The organism is Empedobacter falsenii, assembly GCF_013488205.1.
Classification (GTDB): domain Bacteria; phylum Bacteroidota; class Bacteroidia; order Flavobacteriales; family Weeksellaceae; genus Empedobacter; species Empedobacter falsenii_C.
Genome location: NZ_CP040908.1, coordinates 746182 through 769268 on the forward strand (window position 1 = coordinate 746182; position 23087 = coordinate 769268).

The 23087-nt window shown below is 26.2% G+C and carries 16 protein-coding genes and 1 pseudogene; 8 read left to right on the plus strand and 9 right to left on the minus strand.

Translation table 11 applies throughout. The features are described from left to right. Positions 1–68 precede the first annotated feature (68 nt). From FH779_RS03595 to FH779_RS03615, 5 genes are all read left to right on the plus strand, one after another. Complete coding sequence (locus tag FH779_RS03595; protein WP_072929974.1) at positions 69–1097, plus strand: AAA family ATPase; 1029 nt, start codon at positions 69–71, stop codon at positions 1095–1097. A gap of 211 nt (positions 1098–1308) precedes the next feature. Beyond that, entirely contained in the window at positions 1309–2226 is a 918-nt protein-coding gene (locus tag FH779_RS03600; RefSeq protein WP_180906088.1) for a DUF6371 domain-containing protein, read from the plus strand. 182 nt (positions 2227–2408) lie between these two features. Next, positions 2409–3560 (plus strand): hypothetical protein, encoded by a 1152-nt coding sequence (locus tag FH779_RS03605; RefSeq protein ID WP_180906089.1) that lies wholly within the window; start codon positions 2409–2411, stop codon positions 3558–3560. Between the two features lie 252 nt (positions 3561–3812). Then, a complete protein-coding gene (locus FH779_RS03610) occupies positions 3813–4322 on the plus strand; it encodes a hypothetical protein (protein ID WP_180906090.1) in 510 nt (169 codons plus the stop codon). 11 nt (positions 4323–4333) lie between these two features. After that, on the plus strand, positions 4334–4888 hold the full coding sequence (locus tag FH779_RS03615) for a hypothetical protein (RefSeq protein WP_180906091.1): 555 nt from the start codon (positions 4334–4336) through the stop codon (positions 4886–4888). Positions 4889–4981: 93 nt separating this feature from the next. Here FH779_RS03615 and FH779_RS03620 read toward each other — a convergent pair whose 3' ends face one another. The 4 genes from FH779_RS03620 to FH779_RS03635 are packed head-to-tail and all read right to left on the minus strand — an operon-like array spanning position 4982 to position 12706. Continuing rightward, positions 4982–6220 carry an McrC family protein gene (locus FH779_RS03620; RefSeq protein ID WP_244958015.1) on the minus strand — a complete coding sequence of 413 codons (1239 nt, stop codon included), beginning with the start codon at positions 6218–6220 and terminating at the stop codon, positions 4982–4984. Continuing rightward, entirely contained in the window at positions 6207–9365 is a 3159-nt protein-coding gene (locus tag FH779_RS03625; protein WP_221414071.1) for an AAA family ATPase, read from the minus strand. The genes FH779_RS03620 and FH779_RS03625 overlap by 14 nt, the downstream gene beginning before the upstream one ends. 55 nt (positions 9366–9420) lie before the next feature. After that, a complete protein-coding gene (locus tag FH779_RS03630) occupies positions 9421–10581 on the minus strand; it encodes an HNH endonuclease (RefSeq protein WP_180906093.1) in 1161 nt (386 codons plus the stop codon). Further along, entirely contained in the window at positions 10574–12706 is a 2133-nt protein-coding gene (locus FH779_RS03635) for an AAA family ATPase (RefSeq protein ID WP_180906094.1), read from the minus strand. The genes FH779_RS03630 and FH779_RS03635 overlap by 8 nt, the downstream gene beginning before the upstream one ends. A gap of 134 nt (positions 12707–12840) precedes the next feature. Here FH779_RS03635 and FH779_RS03640 point away from each other — a divergent pair, with 134 nt between their 5' ends. The 3 genes and pseudogenes from FH779_RS03640 (at position 12841) to FH779_RS03650 (ending at position 17257) form a co-directional block, all read left to right on the plus strand. Continuing rightward, complete coding sequence (locus FH779_RS03640) at positions 12841–14946, plus strand: hypothetical protein (RefSeq protein ID WP_180906095.1); 2106 nt, start codon at positions 12841–12843, stop codon at positions 14944–14946. 60 nt (positions 14947–15006) lie between these two features. Further along, positions 15007–15828, plus strand: coding sequence for a hypothetical protein (locus tag FH779_RS03645; protein WP_180906096.1), 822 nt, complete (start codon positions 15007–15009; stop codon positions 15826–15828). 71 nt (positions 15829–15899) lie between these two features. After that, a pseudogene (locus FH779_RS03650) lies at positions 15900–17257 on the plus strand (IS3 family transposase). 39 nt (positions 17258–17296) lie between these two features. On the opposite strand, the gene FH779_RS03655 reads toward FH779_RS03650, so the two are convergent. From FH779_RS03655 to FH779_RS03675, 5 genes are all read right to left on the minus strand, one after another. Further along, entirely contained in the window at positions 17297–17755 is a 459-nt protein-coding gene (locus FH779_RS03655; RefSeq protein WP_180906097.1) for a hypothetical protein, read from the minus strand. After that, a complete protein-coding gene (locus FH779_RS03660) occupies positions 17752–19305 on the minus strand; it encodes a hypothetical protein (protein WP_180906098.1) in 1554 nt (517 codons plus the stop codon). Before FH779_RS03660 ends, FH779_RS03655 begins: the two co-directional genes overlap by 4 nt. Before the next feature lie 2 nt (positions 19306–19307). Continuing rightward, positions 19308–21233, minus strand: a complete 1926-nt coding sequence (locus FH779_RS03665; protein WP_180906099.1) for a type VI secretion system Vgr family protein — start codon at positions 21231–21233, stop codon at positions 19308–19310. Between the two features lie 154 nt (positions 21234–21387). Then, positions 21388–21795 (minus strand): type VI secretion system tube protein TssD, encoded by a 408-nt coding sequence (gene tssD, locus FH779_RS03670; protein WP_180904904.1) that lies wholly within the window; start codon positions 21793–21795, stop codon positions 21388–21390. Between the two features lie 344 nt (positions 21796–22139). Then, entirely contained in the window at positions 22140–23021 is an 882-nt protein-coding gene (locus FH779_RS03675) for an AraC family transcriptional regulator (protein WP_180906100.1), read from the minus strand. Between the last annotated feature and the right edge of the window lie 66 nt (positions 23022–23087).

The following is a 23087-nucleotide window of genomic DNA, read 5'->3' on the forward strand; positions in this document are numbered from 1 at the left end:
AAAATTATTATTAATCAATAGATTAAAGCACAAATTTAATGTTTTTTTCTATTAAAAATAAATGTTATATGAATTTAGATATAGAAAAAAATCTTATTCCAATAAATAAATCAGTCTTCAATATTAGGACATTAAATCAATGTATTCAGGATGGAGCAAAACAACCAGATTTAGAATACATCATAGACCGTTTAATTGAAGAAGGTATTGGGGTTTATTTTGCAAAGTCAAATCAAGGTAAAACGACTTTAGGTGTTCAAATGTTAGATGATATAGCTTTAGGAAGAAATTCAATAGCTAATTTAAGGACTAATAAGAGAACATGTTTGTATATCGACTGTGAGATGGATGATAGGCAAATTAAAAATAGATACACAGATAAAGACGGAAATCATAAACAATTTAGTGAAAATTTTTATAGAGCAACTCTTACAATTAACATTCTTGAAAAAGATTTTCTTAAAAATTTAATTCAAAGTATTAAAAGGTCAGTTTTAGAATACAATATAGATTTTTTATTAATAGACAATCTCATGACAATTATTTATGATCTAAATAAACCAAACTTGGTGCTTGAATTTATGTTAGGATTAAAAAAACTTAGAGAAGAAACAACAATTTCTATTTTAATAATCGCACATCCAAGAAAAGAGATTGATCTTAATCAGGAAATGGATCAAAATGATATTTTTGGGAGCAGCTATATAGGTAATTTTCTAGACTATGTAATAGGTATGAGAAGGTCGAGATCAAATCCAAAACAAGTAATTTTACGTTTGTTAAAAACTAGGATGGATGAAAATCATTTTAATAGTGAAAACGTATTAGTCCTAGAACTTCAAAATAAGAATGGAATTCCTGTCTTTGAGTTTATAAAATTTGATTCAGAAACAAATCATTTAAATAATATTGGAACTGATTTTATTAAATCTGATGAAAAAATGGTATCAGAGCTTGATATCATTAAAAAATGCAAAACATTAGGAATTGCTAACACAACAATAGCAAAGATCTTAAGCATAAGTGAAAAAACTGTGAGAAATAAATTAAAACTTCTAGAAATAGATTCTCAACAATTAATGCTAAAATCCGAGTAAATCCGAATTGACTTATTTAAATGTATGTATTAATCATTTATAAATAAGTTAGTTACGTGTGTGTTGTTAACATTCGGATTCGGACACCTCCCTTTTTTAGGTAAAATTAATCAAGTCCGAATCCGAATATTTTAAATACAACTATAAGGTATTGTAATTGTGTGTTTTAAATAATTTTAATTAGATAGTAAATTCGGATTTACTCGGAATTATGAAAGAAAATTTTAAATATAGCTTAGAAAAATACTCAGGATCTAAATCTCGTTTTGTCTGTCCAAATTGTAAAGAGAAAGAATACACGAGATTTATAAACTCTGAAACTACAGAGTATTTATCTTATGAATTTGGTCGCTGTAATCGAATTATTAAGTGTGGATATTTTAAATCTCCAACTCAAGGAAGTAATTTGAATTATGAAAAGAATAATGAATTTGTAGAACCTAAAATTGAGTATTTAGATAAAAAAGTATTTCAGTTTTTTGAAATTACAAATTTCAAAAATCCACTTTCTATTTTTTTGAAATCATATTTTGATGAAAGTAAAGTAGAAGAAGTTTTGGATGTGTATAAAGTGAAAACTGAAAAATTGAATGGAGATTATTTGACAATTTTTCCTCAATTGGATCTTGAATTTAATCTGCGAACTATAAAGAAAATGAAATATAATTTTCAAACAGGTAAACGAAGTAAGAATTTTTTCCAATGGTATAATCCTAATAAATCGAATCTTAAACAATGTCTTTTTGGTTTGCATTTATTAAATCATCCTGAATTTAAAAAATCAAAAATTATAATCGTTGAATCAGAAAAGACTGCACTGTTAGGTATGTTATATTTTAAGAATGAGTATTTGTTTTTAGCAACAGGAGGATTGATGAATTTGACAAAAGATAAATTGAAAACTTTAGAAAATCGTGAAATTATTTTGATGCCCGATTTATCACCAATTGATTCTAAAAGCTCGGCATTTGATTATTGGAAAACTAAATCTGAGAAATTTTCAAATGAATTAAATTGTTCTATTTCTATCTCAAACTTATTGGAAGAAAATGCTACAATTCAGCAAAGAAATTTACAACTTGATCTTGGAGATTTTATAATTGAAGAGTTAAGTAAAAAATCTATTTAGTTTAAATGAATACATATAACGATATGTATTTAAGTTTTATAAAAGATATTATTTAGACGGTTACGCTTAACTCCTTCTCAAGAAGTTAAGAGCTCATTCGCAACTTTATGTCGTTAACACTTCCATAAAGTTTCTACTTCGCTCTGCGAGGCTATTACAAGAATAATTTAATAAATTAAAAAATGAAAACTTCAATCAACTTCAAGTGTGTCAAAGATGATTCGGAAGTTCATAATTTCCGTAAAAAATCTTACGATTATATTCGAAAAGATCTAACCAAAAATAATGAATATTGGTTAGGTGAAAAAATTGCTATTCGTAGAAATAAAATCGAGCAATACTGTAAAGAAAAATCAGGTAGGAAATTACAAAAAAATGCTATGCCTATTCGTGAAGCAGTTGTTGTAATTAAAGAAAAAACAACAATGTTAGATTTGCAGAATTTAGCAAAACGATTAGAAATTGAATTAAAAATTAGAGTTTTTCAAATTGCAATTCATAAAGATGAAGGACATTTTGATAAAGATACTAAAGAATGGAAACCAAACCATCATGCCCATCTAGTAGCAGATTGGCAAGATATAGAAACAGGAAAAACTTTGAAACATAAATCACTTGATTATGTAAAAATGCAAGATATTACTGCTGAAGTTTTAGGAATGGAACGAGGGGCTTTTGGTGGTAAAAATAGATTAGAAGCACTTGAGTTTAAAATTTCAAAAAAAGAAGAAGAATTAAATCAACTTCAAGAAAAAATTGACTTAATTACTAAAGAATTACAAGGTAAATCTTTAAATGATTTAAAAATAATGAAGAATGATATATTAGGATTTAAACATAGCGATAAAGAAAAAACTCTAGAAAATTATGAGAAAGTTATCAAGTCATTGAACGTAAAATTAAATTCATTAAATCAAAATTTGAAGAAGAAAAATGAAGAAGTAATTAAATTAAAGGATAATTATTCTTTTATAAATAATGAAAATTCAAACTTAAAAATTAAGAATGCTAAGATTTTAACTGATAAAGATTTTCATGCAAAGGAGAAAAACGAGTATTTGAATTCAGTTTTACAATTATTGATTAATGAAACAAGATTCAATAAACTTAGGGATCCATATAAAGACAGATCTTCAAATGGTATTTTAGTAAAAGAAGTTCAACAAATCACTTCTAAAATTATGGAGAAGAATCAAATTCCTCAAAGCACAATTGACACTTTGTTTTCTAATGAGAAAGTAGTTACTATTATATCTCAAATACTTAAACCAAATAGTGTTAATAATGAGGATATTGAAAATCAACAAAAGAGAAGAACTCGTTTTAAAAGATAAATTATTAATAATCCTATTAATTAAAATTTAGTTATTTTTACATCATTAAAATAGTAATTACGTACGCGTAAGCTATCGTCAATTGGTGACAGAAAACCGCGAATTTTCAAAACAACCAAATTTTCGATGGGCTTACGCCCATGTCTATATATGGCGTGGGCTAAGTCTTTCTGGTTGTTGGGTTCTTCGCGGTACCTCTGTCACGAAATGTATTTAGTTCCACGCTACTTTTTTCTAAAAAACAATCTAGACATGGAGAATCAATTAACACTACAAGAGAAAAAAACAATTATTTCTCAATTTCTAAATATTTCCTTTTTTGGAGATATTAATCCGCCAAAATTTAAACGAATAAATGACATTGAAGTAAAAGAGTTTTCAGATTTTTTTAAATCAGGAATTTTGAATAGAACAGAAGATTATAAACCATTTATCTTGAGTTCTATTTCAGCATATATTTCAAATTTGAATGAAACAGAAAGAAAGAAACTGTATTTGATGATGATATCTACTGGAAATTTCACAGCAGATGCTTTTTTATTCAATGAAAATGATGCTAGTATCGAAGAAATACATATTGGTATTCTTGAAGCAATTAAGAAAAATCAAAATAACTTATTTGTTAATTTATTTTTTGCTCGAATTTTAACTATAAAAGGAGGGATAATAGCTCATAAAAAGCATTTTGCAACGAAAGAATGGTATGATTCAGCAATAGAAAATCAGTTGAAAGACTATAATGAATTATGTTTTATTAATTAAAATTTAACAAAATGAAAATAAAACTTATCACATTCATCTTATTCTATACGATTTTAAATTCTTTCTCTTATGCTCAACAAAAATGTTCTGATTTAGAAAACGAACTTAAGTTTCAAAAGGCTAAAAATGGAGAATTATCAGAGGAAAATCGTTATTACAAAGAAACGTTGAATTTACTTAAACCAATTAAATCAGTGAAAGTAGATGGTTTGCAATTAGATATTACAAGTGTTGTTGGTTCTAAAGCTGATAAGACAGTTATAGTGACTTTTATGTATAAAAATATAGAAGCAGAAACTCGAGGCTTTTTCCAATGTGAGCAGGCTTATTTTATAGATCCACAAGGGAATCAAGCTCAAACTTATGAAATTTTTGTTTCGTTTAATAACGGAATTCGAGCCGAAAATATCAAGCCTAACATCCCAACCAAAGCAACTGTCACATTCAAAACAACCGAAACAACTTTTCCAATCATTCGACAATTAAAAATAATCGTTTATCCAAAAGAAGTAATGGCAAAACAAATTGAAGCAATTTTTGAAAATCTAGACGTTGTTTGGAAATAGAAAATAACTCATGAGCCGATTAGTAATTCTAATCGGCTCATGTTTTTTATACGATAAGTAAATAAGTTATTATTCACCACATATTTGTACAGATTATATTATCTTTCTAAAAATTTCTTCAGCAATTTTTTCTGATTTTTTCATAAAATTATTTTCTATCAAACTAACAAAACCAATTTTACATTGATTTAAAGAGTCTTCTATGTGCTTATAATGATAATTACCAAATTCACTATCTTTTTGATGTACTTTTGGATAAAGCAGAATACTTTTAGACGATTTCCAATGAAGATTATATACAAACATTTGTTTTAAATCATTATCCGATGGGTTGTTAGCTTCAATTATTTTCCACTTTGTATCAATGATGTAATTAGTTTTACTATCTGATATAACAATGTCAGGTCTTATTGATTTTGATTCCCAAAATTTGTCAGAATTTTGATAAGAAATAGAGAAATCAATAGGTTTATGCTTACTAAGTACTCTAAATATGTATTCTTCCCAAAGTTTATTCATATCAAATAAAAGTGCAATCATATTATCGTTACCAACATTTAAATTTGGAGAATAATTAAGTATAATCATTTTAGCTATATCAATAGCTTTTCTATAACTATCATTTTTTCTATTTAAGATTAACTTTTCAAAATGTGTTGCATTTATATTAATAACTTTAATATCTTCAAATTCACCTATTATTCGGTTTAATTTGTCTGCTAAAGAATCACTAATTAATTTTTTTAAGATTATTAATCCTCTATAAATAATTTGGTGAATTAAGTGGTCTTTATCATAAACTTGATTTTCACAATAAAACTTTTCTTTATGAATTAAGTTGTGTTGAATATTCTTTGAAAATAAAAGTTTTCCTTTTAATGAATTTTCGTTATTTTCAATTCTTCGATATTTTTTTATAAGCCCAATCTTTATCAAATATTCTACTTCATTTAGAAACATTTCATAATATATATCTAAAATAGAATTGTACTTTTTGTTTAATGAAGTTTCAGAAACACTATCTACTTCTATATGTTTACAAGTATTCAACATATTAAGTAATACACTTTGCCATAGTTTTTTATCTGGAGTACTTTCCTTGTCTGCTTTAGGCAATATTTCTATTGTTAATCCTCCAATCTGTATAACTCCAACATAATTATTGAATTGCACTCCTTTATGAATAACAGTAAAATATTTATTTTGGTTTTTTTCATTAAATAAAACCATAGCATCAAAATGAGATCTATTGAATTCATTGGATTCATCAAGTCTTAGTTTTTGAAATTCAAATACTTGGATAATTTTTTTTCTTGAACTAGATACTTCCAAAATCGTCTGCATTTAGTTTAAAAGGATCTTTTAATTGATAAACTTTCTTTTCAGTTAGAAATGAACGTTCTTCATATTCAAATTTTGCGAAAATATCTTTATTACTATGTATTTCTTCTAAGAACTTTTCACCCAATACTAATCCAATTTTAGCAAAGTTTCCATAGAAATATTCCTCTAACAAAGGATTAATTTTATTTTTGAATACTACTCTTAAATCATCTAAGCTATTTACATTGATAAAAAATGAATGTCCAATTTGATGGTCTTTATCAATAAGAACTTCAATCCTTTCATTTATTTTTTTAAGTAGATCAATTAAGTAAATAGTTACTCCTTCATTTGTCGTAATAATACCTTTACTTTTATGACAACTTTCTAAGATATCAGGATTAGATTTCATTTCTACGAATGAAAAACGTCTTCTTAATGCAGTGTCTAGAGCTTCAACACTTCTATCAGCAGTATTCATAGTTCCAATGATAAATAAGTTATCAGGAACTGAAAATTTTTCTTTAGAGTAAGGTAATTCAACTTCAATAGCTTCGTTATTTACAATAGTAGTTCCTTTTCTTTTAGTGTCCTCTATCAATGTAATTAACTCCCCAAAAATAGCAGAAACATTTCCTCTGTTTATTTCATCTATAATTATTACATGGTTGTTATTAACAGTTTCATTGGTATTGAAATATTCAGTTAGCTCATTAATTTTAATATCATTTTTGTTAAACTCATACATAGACGCTTGAGTAATTTTAACTTTTAAAAATTTTTCGGCAGGAATATCTAAATTTGTTGCCAACCATTTTACTTCTCTAAATTGATATTTATCAATTTCTTTAGAACTGTCATAAAAGTATTCGCTCTCAATTATTCCAACAGCGTCTATAATTTTATTTCCTTTAGATGCAAAAACGATATCTCCAATTTTCATTTTTTGAAAAGTAAATACAGCTTGTATTACATATTTACTTTCTTCAACTAGCTCAGGAAAGTCTTGTTTAAATTTATCCCTAAAAAGTTTCCAATCTTTTATTTTGCTTAATTCTGTAAAATCTTTATCATCACCCCAACCTAGTAATAAAAGATTATTTTCAAAAGACCAATTATGTAAATCAAGGTTATTAATACCTCCTAAGCTCATTTTATAAAAGTTTATTTTGCTAAAGTTGATATTTTGATTTTTAATAACATTATTATTCGTTGTAGCAGACAATTGACACATCTTCTTAAAAATACCATCTTCTACATCATATACTACGGTTTTATTTTCATTTTCATCTGTAAAAACCTGAGGCTTAATCCCCTCTATGAAATCTTCATAACTAATACTTTGATGGAATGTAGTAAAGTTTATTTGACCATTCGCATAATATTTATCGTATAATACAGTAATTTCTTCTCTTGAAAGGGAATCTAATTTTCTATTTTCAATGACTTCTACAGCAAGTTTTTTAGTTTCATGTGTTTTTCCTGTACCAGGAGCGCCAAATAGGATTTGATTTAAAGGGTGTATATTTTTCATAGAGTTGTTAGCTAATTCATATTCATTTATTTCTTCATTTACATCACTTTCTTCTAAATTCTCCAAATCATAAGTTTGAGTTGTATAAAACCAGAAGAATATTTGAGCTTTATAAATATCATCAAACTCAATTAGATTGATGATTTGTTCATTTAAATCAATTTGATTTTTAGTTTCAAATTCAATCTCAAATTCATCATTAAGTTTTTTGACTAATAAATTAAAAAACTTATATGAATCAATAGATGTAAAATCAAAAGGAAATAATGCTCTAGTAAAGCGAGTGATTACAGTCCATTTATTTGTATCTATTAAATGATGTATTTTTTGATATGTTTCTCTTTTATCTGAACTTATTAATATTTCATTAATTAGTGAATATTCAGAGTTAATCTTATCCCTTATTAGTTTTCTATTAGTATTTTCAATCAATTGATTTCTAATTCTTGAAAATCCATTATCTGACTCAAATAAATATCGTTGTAAAAAATCTTCATTTTCATCTTGACAAAGTGATTTAAAATCTTGATTTAATTCATCATAATTTTTGTATTTATTCTCTTTGCTATTAGATTTTAAAATTTGAGCTATTTCAGAATACTTTTTTAGTTGGTTATACCAATTGTCATTTTCGAAATCAAAAGTGTATAAAAACTTATCATAAGTATCTTGAAGAGTTTCTTTCATCATAATTTTGTTAGCAATGAAAAAAAGAAAGTCTTGAGTAATGAAATTCCAATGTAATTCATTTAATTCATCCACTTCTAAAAGAGATTTAAACACATCAGTATTTAAATGACTTTCTTTTAAATATTTTTTTATGTTTTTATAGTAAATCTGATTGAATTGAAATGCTTTAAAATCAATTTTAGGATAATTTTTAGAGTCTGCTAAAAATTCATAAGAAGGAGAAGATTTGGAGTCATAAAAGGTGAATTCATCAGGTTTAAAAAGATTTAAATAAACACTAGTTTTTGGTAATAAATTAAAGGATAAAGTAAGGTTTTCTTTAGTTACAGGTATCTCCTTATTTATGATTTTTCTAATTTTGATTAAGTCTTCAATTGTAACATAATCATCGTTATATCTTTTGATAGACTTTATAAAATTAACTCCTTTCTCTTTAGAGTTTGGTTGAAAGTATAATTCTTGTGACTCGTTTATTTTAGAAATAACTTCTTCGTTAGTTAGTGTATTAATATCTACATTTTTTTCAAACCATTTGATAAAGTTAAATTTATAACCTTCATTTTTACTTAACCATTCTGTATTATTAATTGTATCTTGATATTTTCTAATTTGTGGAGCTAATCTAGTTCCATCAAAAACTGGATAATCTTTTTTATTAATAACTAAAAACCCAAGTTCTTCAAAAGGTTTATTTGCTTTGCCACCTTTTAAAGTTTTATCATCTAAGTCATAATTATTTTGATTAGCTATAAATCTAATAACATCTTTAGGTGGATAAGGCTCATTATTAATTATGACTACATAATTAGAGTCATTTAGTTTATTTCTACTTGCTAATAATTGCTCTTTAACTTCATAAACCATTTCTTTTGTGATAAGTTTATAAAGTGCACTAGCGTTTATTTTTTGTTTATTTATTTCGTTATTCATTGTTCTTACAGATGGTTTTAAGTTACTTTAATAGTGTATGGATTCTAATAAATATTTATGGCTTTTTAATCTTAATAATTCCTATAGAAATAGCAATGTCTTTTGTGAGTTTAGATAAAGGTCTTTTTATAAAGTCTTTTTCATTATAGTAATTACCATAGGCAATTTGATAAGCTTGTTCTATAGATAAATTTGCAGTAGGAAAAGTTTTAATCAACGTTTCAATGTACTTATCATTAGATATAACTCTTTTTTTTATAATATCTCTTACTATATCTGTATGTAAATTATAAACAATATCATATTTAAAAACTTTTTGATGATTTTTTAACTTATTAAAGATTTCTTGACCATACACTAAACCGTTATTTTTAGTTATTATATATAGTTTATCAGAATTACCTATTGAAGCTTCATAATCTTTTGGATAATAATCAAATTGTAAATAATTATGATTTGGATTATTTTCATAAGGTGAAATATAGTCCTCATAATTAAAACTAACGTCATGCTTTAAAGTTTGGTTACATATTTTGCAAGAGGGTATCAAATTATAAAAACTTAAAGCTAAAAGAGGATGCTCACTTTTTGGTAAAAAATGGTCTAAATCTGGTCGCATTACTTTCTTTTGACCTTCTGTAATACTAAAAGTATAATTGTTGTTACAATAACAACAAGTTTTCAAATCTAATTTTGTAGTTAATTGATATGGTCCCCAATCTTTATTTAAATCTAATATATTAAACCAATTATCGTAGTCAAAAATTTTAGATAATAAACATTTAATTAAATTTATTCTATTCCTGAACTTTAAATAGATTTTAAGATTATTTTCATTGCTTGATAAATCTAATGATATAATATATTTTGTGCATTTTTTTAATAACTTTAGTTGATGAATTACCTTATTACAATCTCTTAGTTCATCTTTAAAAAGATTACTTTTCTTTAACCAACTGTATTTTTTTTTGGTGAATGATTTTTCTTTAATATATATAATCTTGATAAATGATTCATATTGAGTGTGATGTATATGTTTTTTAACTTTTTCTTCTATTATAGTAACTTTCGTATTTTTCTTAATATTTTTTATAGTTTCAAATAAATTTATATAAAAATCAATTCTTATATTAACCTCTTTAATTACGAAATTTGTATGAGTTTCAAAAGCTTCATTGATTATTTTATCAGGTATAGATCCTCTTATACTAATCATTTTTTCTAGATTTTAATTCTTTTAGCTTTTCTTCTAATAATTGAATTTCTTCATCAATATGATTTGAAGAAGGAAATGCAAGATTAAACATTTCAATTAATTTAAATTTGATGATAGGTTCATCGATTATATCAATCATTTTTTTTATCTCTTTTTTTTGTAACTCATCAATTTTTACTTCTACCTTATGTTTTTCATTTTCAGTTATTTTTAAATTTAACAGATGAAGTGTTTTATCAATTTTTTCTTTTGCAAATTCACCAATTAATCCGTTTGAAATAAAGAAACTATCTGCTAATAACTCGTGAATATTAGCACCAAAAGTTTTTTTTGTATTTGTTAAACCATCATCAATTTTTGTTGTTGAATCTTTATTTTGATCTAAATAAACAATGTTTTTTGAAGGGATATCTGATAATGTCAGAGGGTCGTGTGTTGTAAATATTATTTGTATATAATGATTATTTGTAGAGTCTTCAATTAATTTATTTTCAATCTCTACATTTTTAAATTCATCTAATAACAAAGGAAAAGTTGTACTTAAAGCATTAATGAATTTTTTCTTCCACAAAGGGTGGTAACCTAGCTCGGGTTCATCTAAGAGAAATAAATAAAATTGTTCCTTTTTATAGTCACTTCTATTAAGATTTGATTGAATATAATTATGGATATTAGCATAAAACTTTAAAATTGATTTTTCACCTGTTGAAAGTACTTTATTTGGTTCAAAATCTAAAAATTTTATCTTTAAAGGTAAGTTCTTTACTGAATCGATTAAGCTATTATAATTATTTACAAAAACATTAAGTATTTCAATAGAATGTATTTGAGTATCAAATATTAATTTGTCTTTTTCAATTTTTAAACTATTATCATTTATTATATTTCTTAAATAGTTATAATAATTGTAAATCGCATTCATTTGATTTAAATACATTTCTGCAAGATTTACAGCATCTATTTCTTTAAATTGCTCTTTAGTAAATTTATGAGCTTGATTGGTTTTATAATAGGTTACTTTTTTAGATATTTCACTATAATTACTTAACTCAATTTTACCAAAGCAATCTAATAATGATGTGGTTAATAAATTATCACTATTTGTTAAAAATAACTCTAGAAAACAATTAAGCTTTTCTTCAAAAGAATTAGCTTCTAAGATCAAGTTGAAATTATAATAGCCTTGAAATGGTGTTCTAGGAAATGTGGTATTAAGTATAAGATAACTTAATATTGTAATTTCAAAGTTATTGATAAAATCTTGCTTTTGATGAATAGTTTGTGATGTAGTATTTTTTTTATATTCATCTAAATTCCATAATTCATCAAACATATGATTTAATCCATTACTATTTATTATTTGTAAATAATTGATTAAAATATTATTTATTGAATCAGTTAATGTATTATCTTTTATTCTTTGTAAATCTCCGTTTATATAGGTTTTTAAAACATCAACTCTATTTTGGTTTCCTAAATTAGCGTTTGCATAAACATATTTAAAATAATCTTTTTTATGATTTGTTATACTAATATGCAATTCATCATAAGAAGGGAAGTCATCATAAATTTTTTTGATCTTATGAGAAATAGGATTTGTTAGAAATTTAAGATTATTTGTTGTTTGTTTTAAACTCAAATCTTCTAATGTATAATTTCCTTCAATGTCATAAACGAATTGCATTGCACTTCTTAAATCAAGATCTGTTTCAGAACTATAAAATATAGTAGAATAACTTTTTTTAGCTATTTCAATAGGTTTAAAGTATATAGGTAAATATGATTGATTTTCAATTTCATTTAAAATATATATTTGTTCGTTATGTTCAAATATATATAAACACTTAATACTCTTTTTGTCTATGCATTCATTTATAACTCTTAATAATGTAGTTTTTCCAATGCCATTTTTACCTACAATAGCACTAATATTAGAAATTTCTGGAGCAAAAAAATCAGAAATAAATTCTTGATTCTTTTGTTTTAGTTCTAAATATAAAACATCAGAATTAAATTCTGCCGTGTAAAAATTTTTACCTCCAAGATTTATAATAAATCCTTGATGATCTTTTCCGAATAAATGTTCAATAGATCCTTTTGGGATATAGAAAGCTGATAAAATCATTTTTTTAATTTAATTAGGTATGTATACTTTATGAGTTCTCATTTTTATTAATAGCTAAAAATATAAATTTAATGTCTAACTATTATAATTAGTTGTTAACTTGTGGTTGAATATTAAGTTTATATAATTTAAAGATGGAATTGAATGTTAATTATCAAGAAAAAATAAATGAGAATTTTAAAGTAATAGAAGGTATATCTAGAAAGATTAACTCTTTAGAATTATTATCATTCTTGGCTTATTTCAATTCTCTACATTCTAAAGATGAATATGAGGATTATAGAAAAGGAAGAAATTATTTTGTTTCTGAAGTTGTAGCAAATCAATGTTTAAAAAATGAAATTGTTGATAATTCTAATGTAAATGACGAAGATAAACTTAGCTATTATTTTGAAATTCAAGAGGCTACTTTAAATTATTGTAGTCTAAGAACTTCTAAAGATTTATCAGATAAGTATATTAAAGGAGATTTACTTAATGAAATTAGTTCCAAAATAGAATTAGAAACAAAAACGGTTAAAAACCCTGGTCATCCTATTCATCATTTACAGTTTTCAAAAGAATTATATAAACCTTTTAATGATCAAATTTATCAGTCTTTTGGATTTACTTTATCAGATATATTATTAATTAGTGATGGCTTATTAGAGTTCTTAACTAAAAGACTTGAAAAACAGAGAAAACAATATAATAATCTCTCAAATTTCTTTACAAGAGAAACAATTAAATTAAAAAAAGGAAAATCTAAAAAAAAGAATATTATATATAATGATATAGATTTTAGTGATTTGGTCAAAAAAAATGAATCTGAAATTAGAGAATATTTTGTAAACTTTTTTAAAATACAATTCTTATATAATGTTGAAAAGTCTTGGGTTTTTAAATTGGAAGAGTTGTCAGAATTCTTAAATATAGATATAAGAAATGTTACTTCTTTATTTGATATTTTTTCTATAGGATTTAATTCTTTACCTGATTCTTTAGATATTTTTAATTCTGAAAATATCCTAATAAAGAAGCCATTCATAAAAAATAAAGATTCTTACTTATTAACTTCAGTTCCTCTTTTAACATGGTGTGCTAGTGAGTTATTTGAAAATTTTTTTAAAAAGAATAGTAAGTTATTTGGAAAATTCACAAAGCAAAAACATAATTTTTTGCAAATAACTTCTGAAAAGTATTTTCAAAATATTCTACCTGGAGCTAAACAGTATTCGAATATGTTTTATGGTTCAACTGAAAGCAGAATGGAGACTGATGGTATAATAATATTTAATGAATATTTATTTATAATTGAAGCTAAGGCGAATAAATTATCTTCTAAAGCAAAATCAGGTCATTATCTGAAGGTAAAAGATCAATTAGAAGATATCTTAATAAGTTCACATAATCAAGCGTTACGTGCCTTAAGTTATTTGAAAGAAAAAAAAGAAGTAGAATTTAGTAATAAGCTAAATCAAAAATTAAATTTAAAAATTTCTGATTATAAAGAGGTTTATTTGGTTTCATTAACATTGGAGCAATTTGGGAATATCGTTCCTATTATTAAAAATAATGATAATGAAGATTTTTTTGAAAAATCAAATTTTCCATGGGTAATAAGTTTGTATGATTTAGTTATTATAAATGATTTGTTTGAAACTCCTTCATTGTTTTTTAAATACTTAGATTTTAGAAATTCTTATTTAAAATATTCTAATACTTATATTTTTGAAGAATTAGATTTAATAGGTTATTTCTTGAAAGGTCTAGGAGGTAATATACTAAATTTATTGGAAAATAAAGATTTTAGTTATTTTCAATTTTCACCAGAAACAGATTTTATAAATGATTATTATTTTCAAATTCAAAAGGGAATTTTAAATATAAATAAACCTTCTTATTTTAAGAATAAGATTTTTAAAGAATTAATTACCAAAATAGATATGTCTAATCTTAATTATTCCATAGAGACTTCATTATATTTATTAAGTTTTAATCCTAAATCAATTTTTGATTTAACCCAGAAATATAAAAAAACAATAGATCAATTTAAAATAGATAAAAAATTACATGATTGTTCAATTTATACTCAAAATGAAGGTGGTTTTGGATTTACTTATATGATTGATTCATGTGAAGACAATTTGTTAGAAGTTTTAGAAAATTATATAAAATATAAAAAATCACAATTTAATTCAAAAGTATGGATTGGAATAGGAGAAATTAATAGCCAAATAAAATTTATCATAAAAATATAATTTTATTTATGATTCATAGTTCATAATAATGAAAAATAAGTAGCTTAAATATTTTATTCTATGTTAAGAGAAAATCAGATGCTAAATAAGTTAAATGTTTTTTTAGGCATAACTGAAATTAATAATGAAAAACCTAATGAAATAAATTTAATTTTAGGGAGTATTTATGAGTTTTCAAGAGAATTAAATTTAATAGATGCCTTAAATAAAGGTATTGAAATATCTTCTTTAGTTGATTTAAATAAATACTCAGATGAAGATAAAATGACATTTTATTATAACTTGTCAAATGCTTGGTCTTATAAAAAAATGATGTTTCAGGAATTAAATACCTCTTTATATTGGGATTTTGAAAGTGAAGAATTAGTTCAGGAAATTTTGAACTGTAGAAAAGCTTTATATTATTCAAATTATTCAAATAATATAAATAGAAAATGTGAAATTTTAACTAATCTCGGAAATAATTTATCACATTTAGGTAGATTTTCAGAAGCGGTAGAATGCTGGTGTTTAGCTATAAATCTTAAAGATAATTTTCCAATGGCAATAGGAAATTTAGGATTTGGTTTATTCCATTATGCTCAAGTTCTTTATGATGATCACCATAGAGCATTTTTTTTAAAAGAATCTAACAATTTTTTGAAAAAAGCAATTAAGTTAGACGGTATTTATCCTGAGGCTAAAACTGATTTTTTACGTATATTATCAGTAATAGAGAGTAAAGTGGATATTACATTTTTAAATAATAAAAATGATTTTGAAGATGTTTCTATAGGGGATAGTTTAGAAGAAAAGGAATATCGTAAATGGAGTTTAGAAAATAAATTATTTTTAAATCCTTTAAATGATATTTTTCAGAATAACATAGTTGCTCATGTGTAAATCGTCAGCAAAAAGTGGACATCTAAGACCTAAAATTTAAGATAGTGTTTTTAAAAGCATTAATTTTAATTATGGCAAATTCAAAAAAGAAAACTCCTGAAAAATTTGTAAAAGATATTCGTCAAAACACAAGACGAATATTTACAGCGGAACAAAAGATTTTAATTGTGATGGAAGCCTTACGTGCTGAGATTTCAGTAGCTGAACTTTGTCGCAAATATGCTATTTCACAATCTCAATTTTATAAGTGGAACAAAGAGTTTTTAGAAGCTGGTAAAAAGCGATTATCTGGTGATATTACACGTGAAGCAACAAGTGATGAAGTTTCTGATCTCCGCAAAGAAAATTTACAATTAAAAGAGATTGTAGCCGATTTAGTTGTGCGTTATGATATCGTAAAAAAAACCTTGGATTCGTTGGATTAATCAATAAATTTAAGAAATATATGCGATTATCAGCAAGTGAAAAATATGAAATAATTCAGACTGTAACTCGTTCAGAAATTGGAGTTAAACGTACTTTAGAGGAATTTGGAATAGCACGAAGTACATTTTACAAATGGTATTCAAATTATCTAGAAAATGGATTTGAGGGTTTAGAATCTAAACGTTATTCAATGCATCGAAAATGGAATAGTATTCCTGAATCTCAGAAAGATTTAATTGTAGAATTAGCTTTGGATTATCCTGAATTATCTGCTAGAGAACTGGCTTTTAAAATGACCGATGAATTAGGGATTTATATATCGGAATCGAGTGTTTATCGGATATTGAAGCAACGAGATTTAATTCCAGCGCCCAATCACATTCTGATTTCAGCAGCGAATGAATTTAAAGATAAAACGAATTTTGTTCATCAAATGTGGCAAACAGATTTTACTTATTTTAAAATTATTGGATGGGGATGGTATTATTTGAGCACGATTTTAGACGATTACAGCCGATATATTATTCATTGGGAATTATGCAGTTCAATGAAAGCTGAAGATGTGAAAAGAACTGTAAAAACAGCTATTGAAAAAGCGAAATTAAAAACGAAACAGAAACCAAAATTATTATCTGATAATGGACCTTGTTATGTATCAAGTGAGTTAAAAGATTACTTGAAAAATACTCAAAAAATGAAACATGTTAGAGGAAAGCCTCTGCATCCTCAAACGCAAGGGAAAATCGAAAGGTACCACAGAACGATGAAAAATGTAGTAAAACTGGATCATTATTACCATCCTGATGAGCTGATTGAAGCCTTAAATAAGTTTGTAGAAAACTATAACAATTGCAGGTATCATGAGGCTTTGAACAACCTTACACCTTCAGATGTATATTTTGGTAGAGCAGATAAAATTTTAGAACAAAGAGCAATTATTAAACGGCAAACGATTGCCAAAAGAAGGCAATTGTATTTTCAAGAAAAAATAATAAATTTATAAACCAAACCCTCTCTTAATTTTTAGAAAGAGGTGTCCCATTTATTTTGACAACGTACATCTAATATCGTCTTTTTTATATCCTTCCAAAATGTTATAAATTTCGTTATTATCAATTACTTTATAAATTTCGTTATTTTTAAAATCAGTTTGATTCGTTATTTTTTTAAAATCTTCAATAGATATTAATTTATAATAAAAAAGATTAATATTAATACTGTCCTCTGGATTAATAATTTTATCATAAATTATATAACCTGTTTGATTATTATTATGAGGATGATTATAATAATTAATATCAATAAATTTTATTTTTTTACTACTTTTTAATAAATATGTTTTAGGTATAGTAAAGGATGTAAACAGACTATCTGTTTTAGGTTTTAATCCTATTACTTCTATCTTTATTAATTCTGAATTTTTTACTTCTTCTAATGTATCTACACTTTGCCCTTTACAACTAAAAAGAATTAAAATCAGGAGTAATGCTATTTGTTTCATTTTTCAGGTTGTATTATAATACTTTCTATTATAAAAATATCATCATTAATTAATTCATCTCTTTGTTTTCTTATGATTAGAGAATACTTTGTTTCGTTAATTTCTTGACCTTGAATTTTTTTTTCATAAATGGCATAGTCATCATTTATTCTAATTTTTTCTAAATCAATAATATTCTTTATTTCTCCTTTCAACAATTTATCAATAGTTATCTGCGGAACATCTTTTATAAACTCATAATCTTTATAATCTGTTTCTCTACCAAAATGCAACAAATTCCTTACTTGTGTTAGTCCACTTCTTTTGGCATTTTCTAGTTTTATTATTTTCAGTTCTTCGTACATATCGTCGAACTCTTTTACAATATCCATCGATATCCATTCTAGTACAGCAAAACCAAATGCCAAAGGAGCAGAAATAGGAATCATGCCTACAAAAGAAGAAAGGCTTGGTTTATTGAACTCTCCATTTTCACTGATTACAGGTATCATTTCTTTCATTTCTGTAAGCAATTGATAAGAGCCATAAACTAAATTAGCATTTCTTCCGTATTTCAAAACTTTATTGATAGAATTATATGAAATTATGCCTTTATAAGATTGATCAAGTTTTATTGTCTTTAAAGTTTCTTCTATGTAAACCATTTTGATTGGCTTTGTTGTTTTATAAAAATGTTCTACTTCATTGACTGTGAAATTTTTAAAATTATGTGCTCTTGTACTAAAGTCTATTCCTTCTGTAAATACTTGTTTCTTAAATAAATTAACTCCTTCTATTGAATTAAAAAATGTGGTTGTTTTTATTTTAACAGCTGCAAACTTTTTAAATGATATATCATCTTTATCAATTGCAAAAAGTATAAACTCGCCTAAATGATTAAATATTTCTGGAAAATTGTATTGATTTTCCACTGAAAATGGTTTTATAAACAAATTTTGTTCAGAACGTTTTACCTTCAGATAATCTCCAAAACTATTAGGTAAATGAACATTCTCTTGGTCATCGTAACCACATTTAAAATATAATTCCAAATCACCCCCTTCTTCATTAAAATACAATGTTTCTTCGTTAAACAAATTATTCAAACCCCAATCTAAAGAAATTTCTATATATCCTTTTCCTTCTTTATCCAACTGCATAGTTGTTATTTCATTGTTTCCTCGCATTATTCGGATATGATCGTCTGTAGAATAATTAGCTAATCCAAAAGTCAAAGGAATAGGAATAGAATAATCATGTTCATACAAGGCTATCATAATATTTTTTCCTTCAGGTTTTTCTATATTTTGTGTTTGTACATGAAAACGAACTACATTTAGTATTTTAGCTTCTTTAATAGGTTTATCCTCTTTATCTGTCCACCAACCTTTTACAAAATATTTATTTGGCGGTGGTGGATCTTTTGGAGTTCCAAAATTAGTACCTCCATCTGCTGTAAAGTAACTTCCGTTATTAGCATATGCAGAAAAATCATTTGTATAAACTTCCCATTTTTCGCATTCTATAGAGTTAGTTCCTTTAACAATTCGTGTAATTTTTCCTCCTGCCATAATTAATGCATTTTTGTTCCTTCACCTCCATTATTATCAAATGAACCCTGACTATGTATTTCATTTTTATTTTCAGAAATAATCTTTTTATCACTTGATTGGTCTAAAACTTCTTTTGATTTAGACGTTTTATTACCATTGGCAATTTCCATAATATTAGCAGCCATCAAACTATAATCTAAAATTGCATTATTAGTCATCATTCCTCCAGCAGTTGCTATATAATTTACACCTACACTATTTGTAAAATTCATGCCTATAGAATTCATTTGGTTAATCCCAACACTTGTATTCATATTCTCTTGAACATCGATATTAAAATTCTTACATTTTATATTAATCGTTTCAGGAGCGGTAATATTGATATTACTACCAATAGTATCGAGATGAATTTCATTACCTGATTTGTCAGTGATGATGATGCTTTCGTCTTCTGTAAAAACAATACGATGTCCACTTCTTGTCTGTATAGATTTCACACTATTATTCGCACCACCACCCAATCCAACTTTTCCATGAAACATACCGCCCATGACAAAAGGTCTGTCAGGATGATTGTGTACAAAGCCAACCATTACTTGATCGCCAACTTCTGGTATGGCAACATACCCACGGTTTTGTGTCACTTGATCTGTACCTCCAGCATCAGGCGACATCATGCGGATAAAATTTGTTGTATCATGTAATTGCCAATCAAATTTAATGGTCACTCGTCCTTGTCCTTTTGGATCAGCATTTGAGATTACAGTTGCAATTTGAGGTTGAGCAATTGGGATTGTAAATTCAGGTTTTGGTAAAAATCCAGTATCCGAAGCAATTGCTTTAAATCGTTCCGTATAATGTCCTAAAGTATCAATATCATGCTCCACATCCGTAATCATAATTCGAGTAAAATACGATGTTTTGTTGCTGTCTTGTTTGCGCATTTCTAAATCAGCTACACAACCAGGATACAAAAATGGAATCGATGTAGAACCGCTTACTGTAAAGACTTCAACACCTTTTTGTCCAGCCTCACTTTCTTGCGCATTTACTACATCTTTATCCGTATTTGCTTTGATAGGCGCGACTTGTAAAGCTTTAGTTTTGAAAATATTCTCGTTGTTTTTATAAGCTGTTTGAGCCAAATCGCTTCTGTGTTTAAGCGGTGTTTGACCAGAAGTTAATTTTGCGTTATCACTGCTATTATAGCCATAAAATTGAGGTTTAGTATGAACCGCATTCAGCTCAATACTAATATCATTTACATTTCGACCATAAACCAAATTGAGCGGTTTATTTTGTGGCGGCAATTGTCCAAAATGCAAGACTTCACCATCATAAAAAAATTGTTCTCCATAAGCAGAAGCCATTCGAGCCAAATAATTGTAATGCGTTTCATTGTATTGCGTGCTGTAAACTATATCGGAAGCATCTTTTGCGTCAACCCGAATATCAAATTTAGAATCTCCAAGTCCTTCTTTAATTAGTTTATTGGCAATAATACTCATGTTAACCGATCTATCACCTCCAAAACTCTGTGTATGCGGTGCGCCATCCAACAAAATAGTTGGACTAAACCCCGATAAAACGATATTTCCAAGGCTAGAATGTTCTTGTAAATACCCTACTTTTGTAATGACTCCGACAAAAGTTCTTTCAGGACTATCCTCAATATCTTTGTAACGAATAACGACTGTCAGGCGGTTTCCTAAAAATTTATTTGAAGTTTCGAGTTTATGATTTTCATAATTACCAAAGGTATCATGATCCAAAACTAACTCGAATTGATGATGAGTTTGGCTATGTTGTTTTAAAGAAAAATGCTTGTAATGCGGAACAATTTTACCATCAATTACGATTAATAATTTGGCTAAACGATTAATTCCAGCGACTTGGCTATCGTCAATAGCCTTAGCACCATTGTAGGGTTTGAAAGGTAGTTGCATAGGTGAGAGGTTTTGATTTTTAATACTTTAAATATACTCTTTTTTCATTTACAAACAAAAAACTCCTGATGCAGCCTTCGCATCGCACCAAGAGTTTTCAAGATTTCATAAGTTAGTTGGTTAGTAAACTTATGCGATTTTCGATTGAAATAAATTATCGAGCAGAAGGCCAAACACCGTCGTAAGAAGCTGTTCCGTAATCAATTTTCTCTGCACTCACGACAAATGAAATTAACATATTGTTGTCGTTTAACGCGTCAAAATTTAATTCGTGTTGAATAACGTAACCGTTTTCCCACTTCAAGTTGATTAAAACACCTTCTTCGTGCGCTTTATTGAACGTAATATCACCAACAGTTGGTTTATATTTTCCGTTTAATAAACTCTCCAAAATCGTAGAACTTTCAGTTGCTTCTACTGTTACTTTGATTAAAGCATTAGATGGATCAGAAGCTACACGTCCCGAAACATCAGTAGTTCTTGATACTTGATAATCTAATTTGATGATTTTTTGATCCTCACCACCGTTGAATTTTAAGACTCCTCTTGAATTGTTAGCCATAGTTGTAAATTTTAAGATTGATTTATTTTAATTTTCATCTATGACTAAATTAGAAACAGATTTTTTAATTAACCATTTTTAAACGTTTACAATCGAATATGTAGTAGTTTTACGACATATGCATAACATAGTAGCGTATTAATTCTGCAAAATATTTTTAAAATGAATATTTATTCTGATAATATTTTGAATGTATTTAATTAAAACACGCCAAATCATTAACATTTAACTTCTTGTAAAAAATATTTTTTGAAGAAATTTAGAATTTTTTGGAGAGAGAAGGAGAAAAATAAAATATTTCATTCAAAACACTGTTTAATCATGTTATAAAATGCAGTAAATAATTACGAATAATATTGTTTTCTGAATTGTTCTGGCGTAAACTCAGTGTATTTTTTGAAGAATTTCACAAAATAAGAAGCATCCTGAAAATTGAGTAAATACGCAATTTCTGTAACAGAAATCTCTTTATTAACAAGTAACCGTTTTGCTTCTAAAACAATGCGACTTCTTATTAATTCACCTGCCGATGTTCCCAAAATATCTTTGCACAACGCGTTCAAATGATTGGGTGTAATGTACAACAATTCGGCATATTCTTTCGGTAATTTTTTGGTCTTGAAATTTTGATCGATAAGCGACTGAAAATTATTCAGCAACACTGATTGATAATCACTTGTTTTAATTTTTACAGCTTCCAAACTTCGTTCAATATCAATAAATAAATTCATCAAATGAAAACCAATTTTTAAATTCGAGAATTGATTATTTTCTTGATTTTCATTTATCATTTCCTCAAAATAACTTGAAATTTTTTCTTGTACATCTGGCGAAATTTCAACCACATGATCTTTCACCAAAATAGATTGTAAAAATCTAAATTTTTGTAAAATAGAAGAATTAATTCCAATCCAATCAAAAAAATTATCAGAAAAATTCACGACAAACCCATCATATTTTTCCTTAAAATACCATTGGTGTACTTGTCCAGGTTTCATAAAATACATTGTCCCAGATTTAGCCTCAAACTTCTCAAAATCGATCAAATGTTCGCCGCTACCTTCTGTAAAATAGACCAAATGGTAATAATTATGACTGTGAACTTCCTGCAAATGTGGATTACTATCAACATAACCTCTAAAACGATCGATGGAAAACAACTCATTACTATTTTTTTCGGTATTCAGGTTACAGATATCGTATGTTGGGAAAAGTTTTTTGGTCATTTTGAAACAAATTATCAAGTGTAAAAATAAAGAATATTTGAAAGGAAAAGTTTAACTTTAAACAAT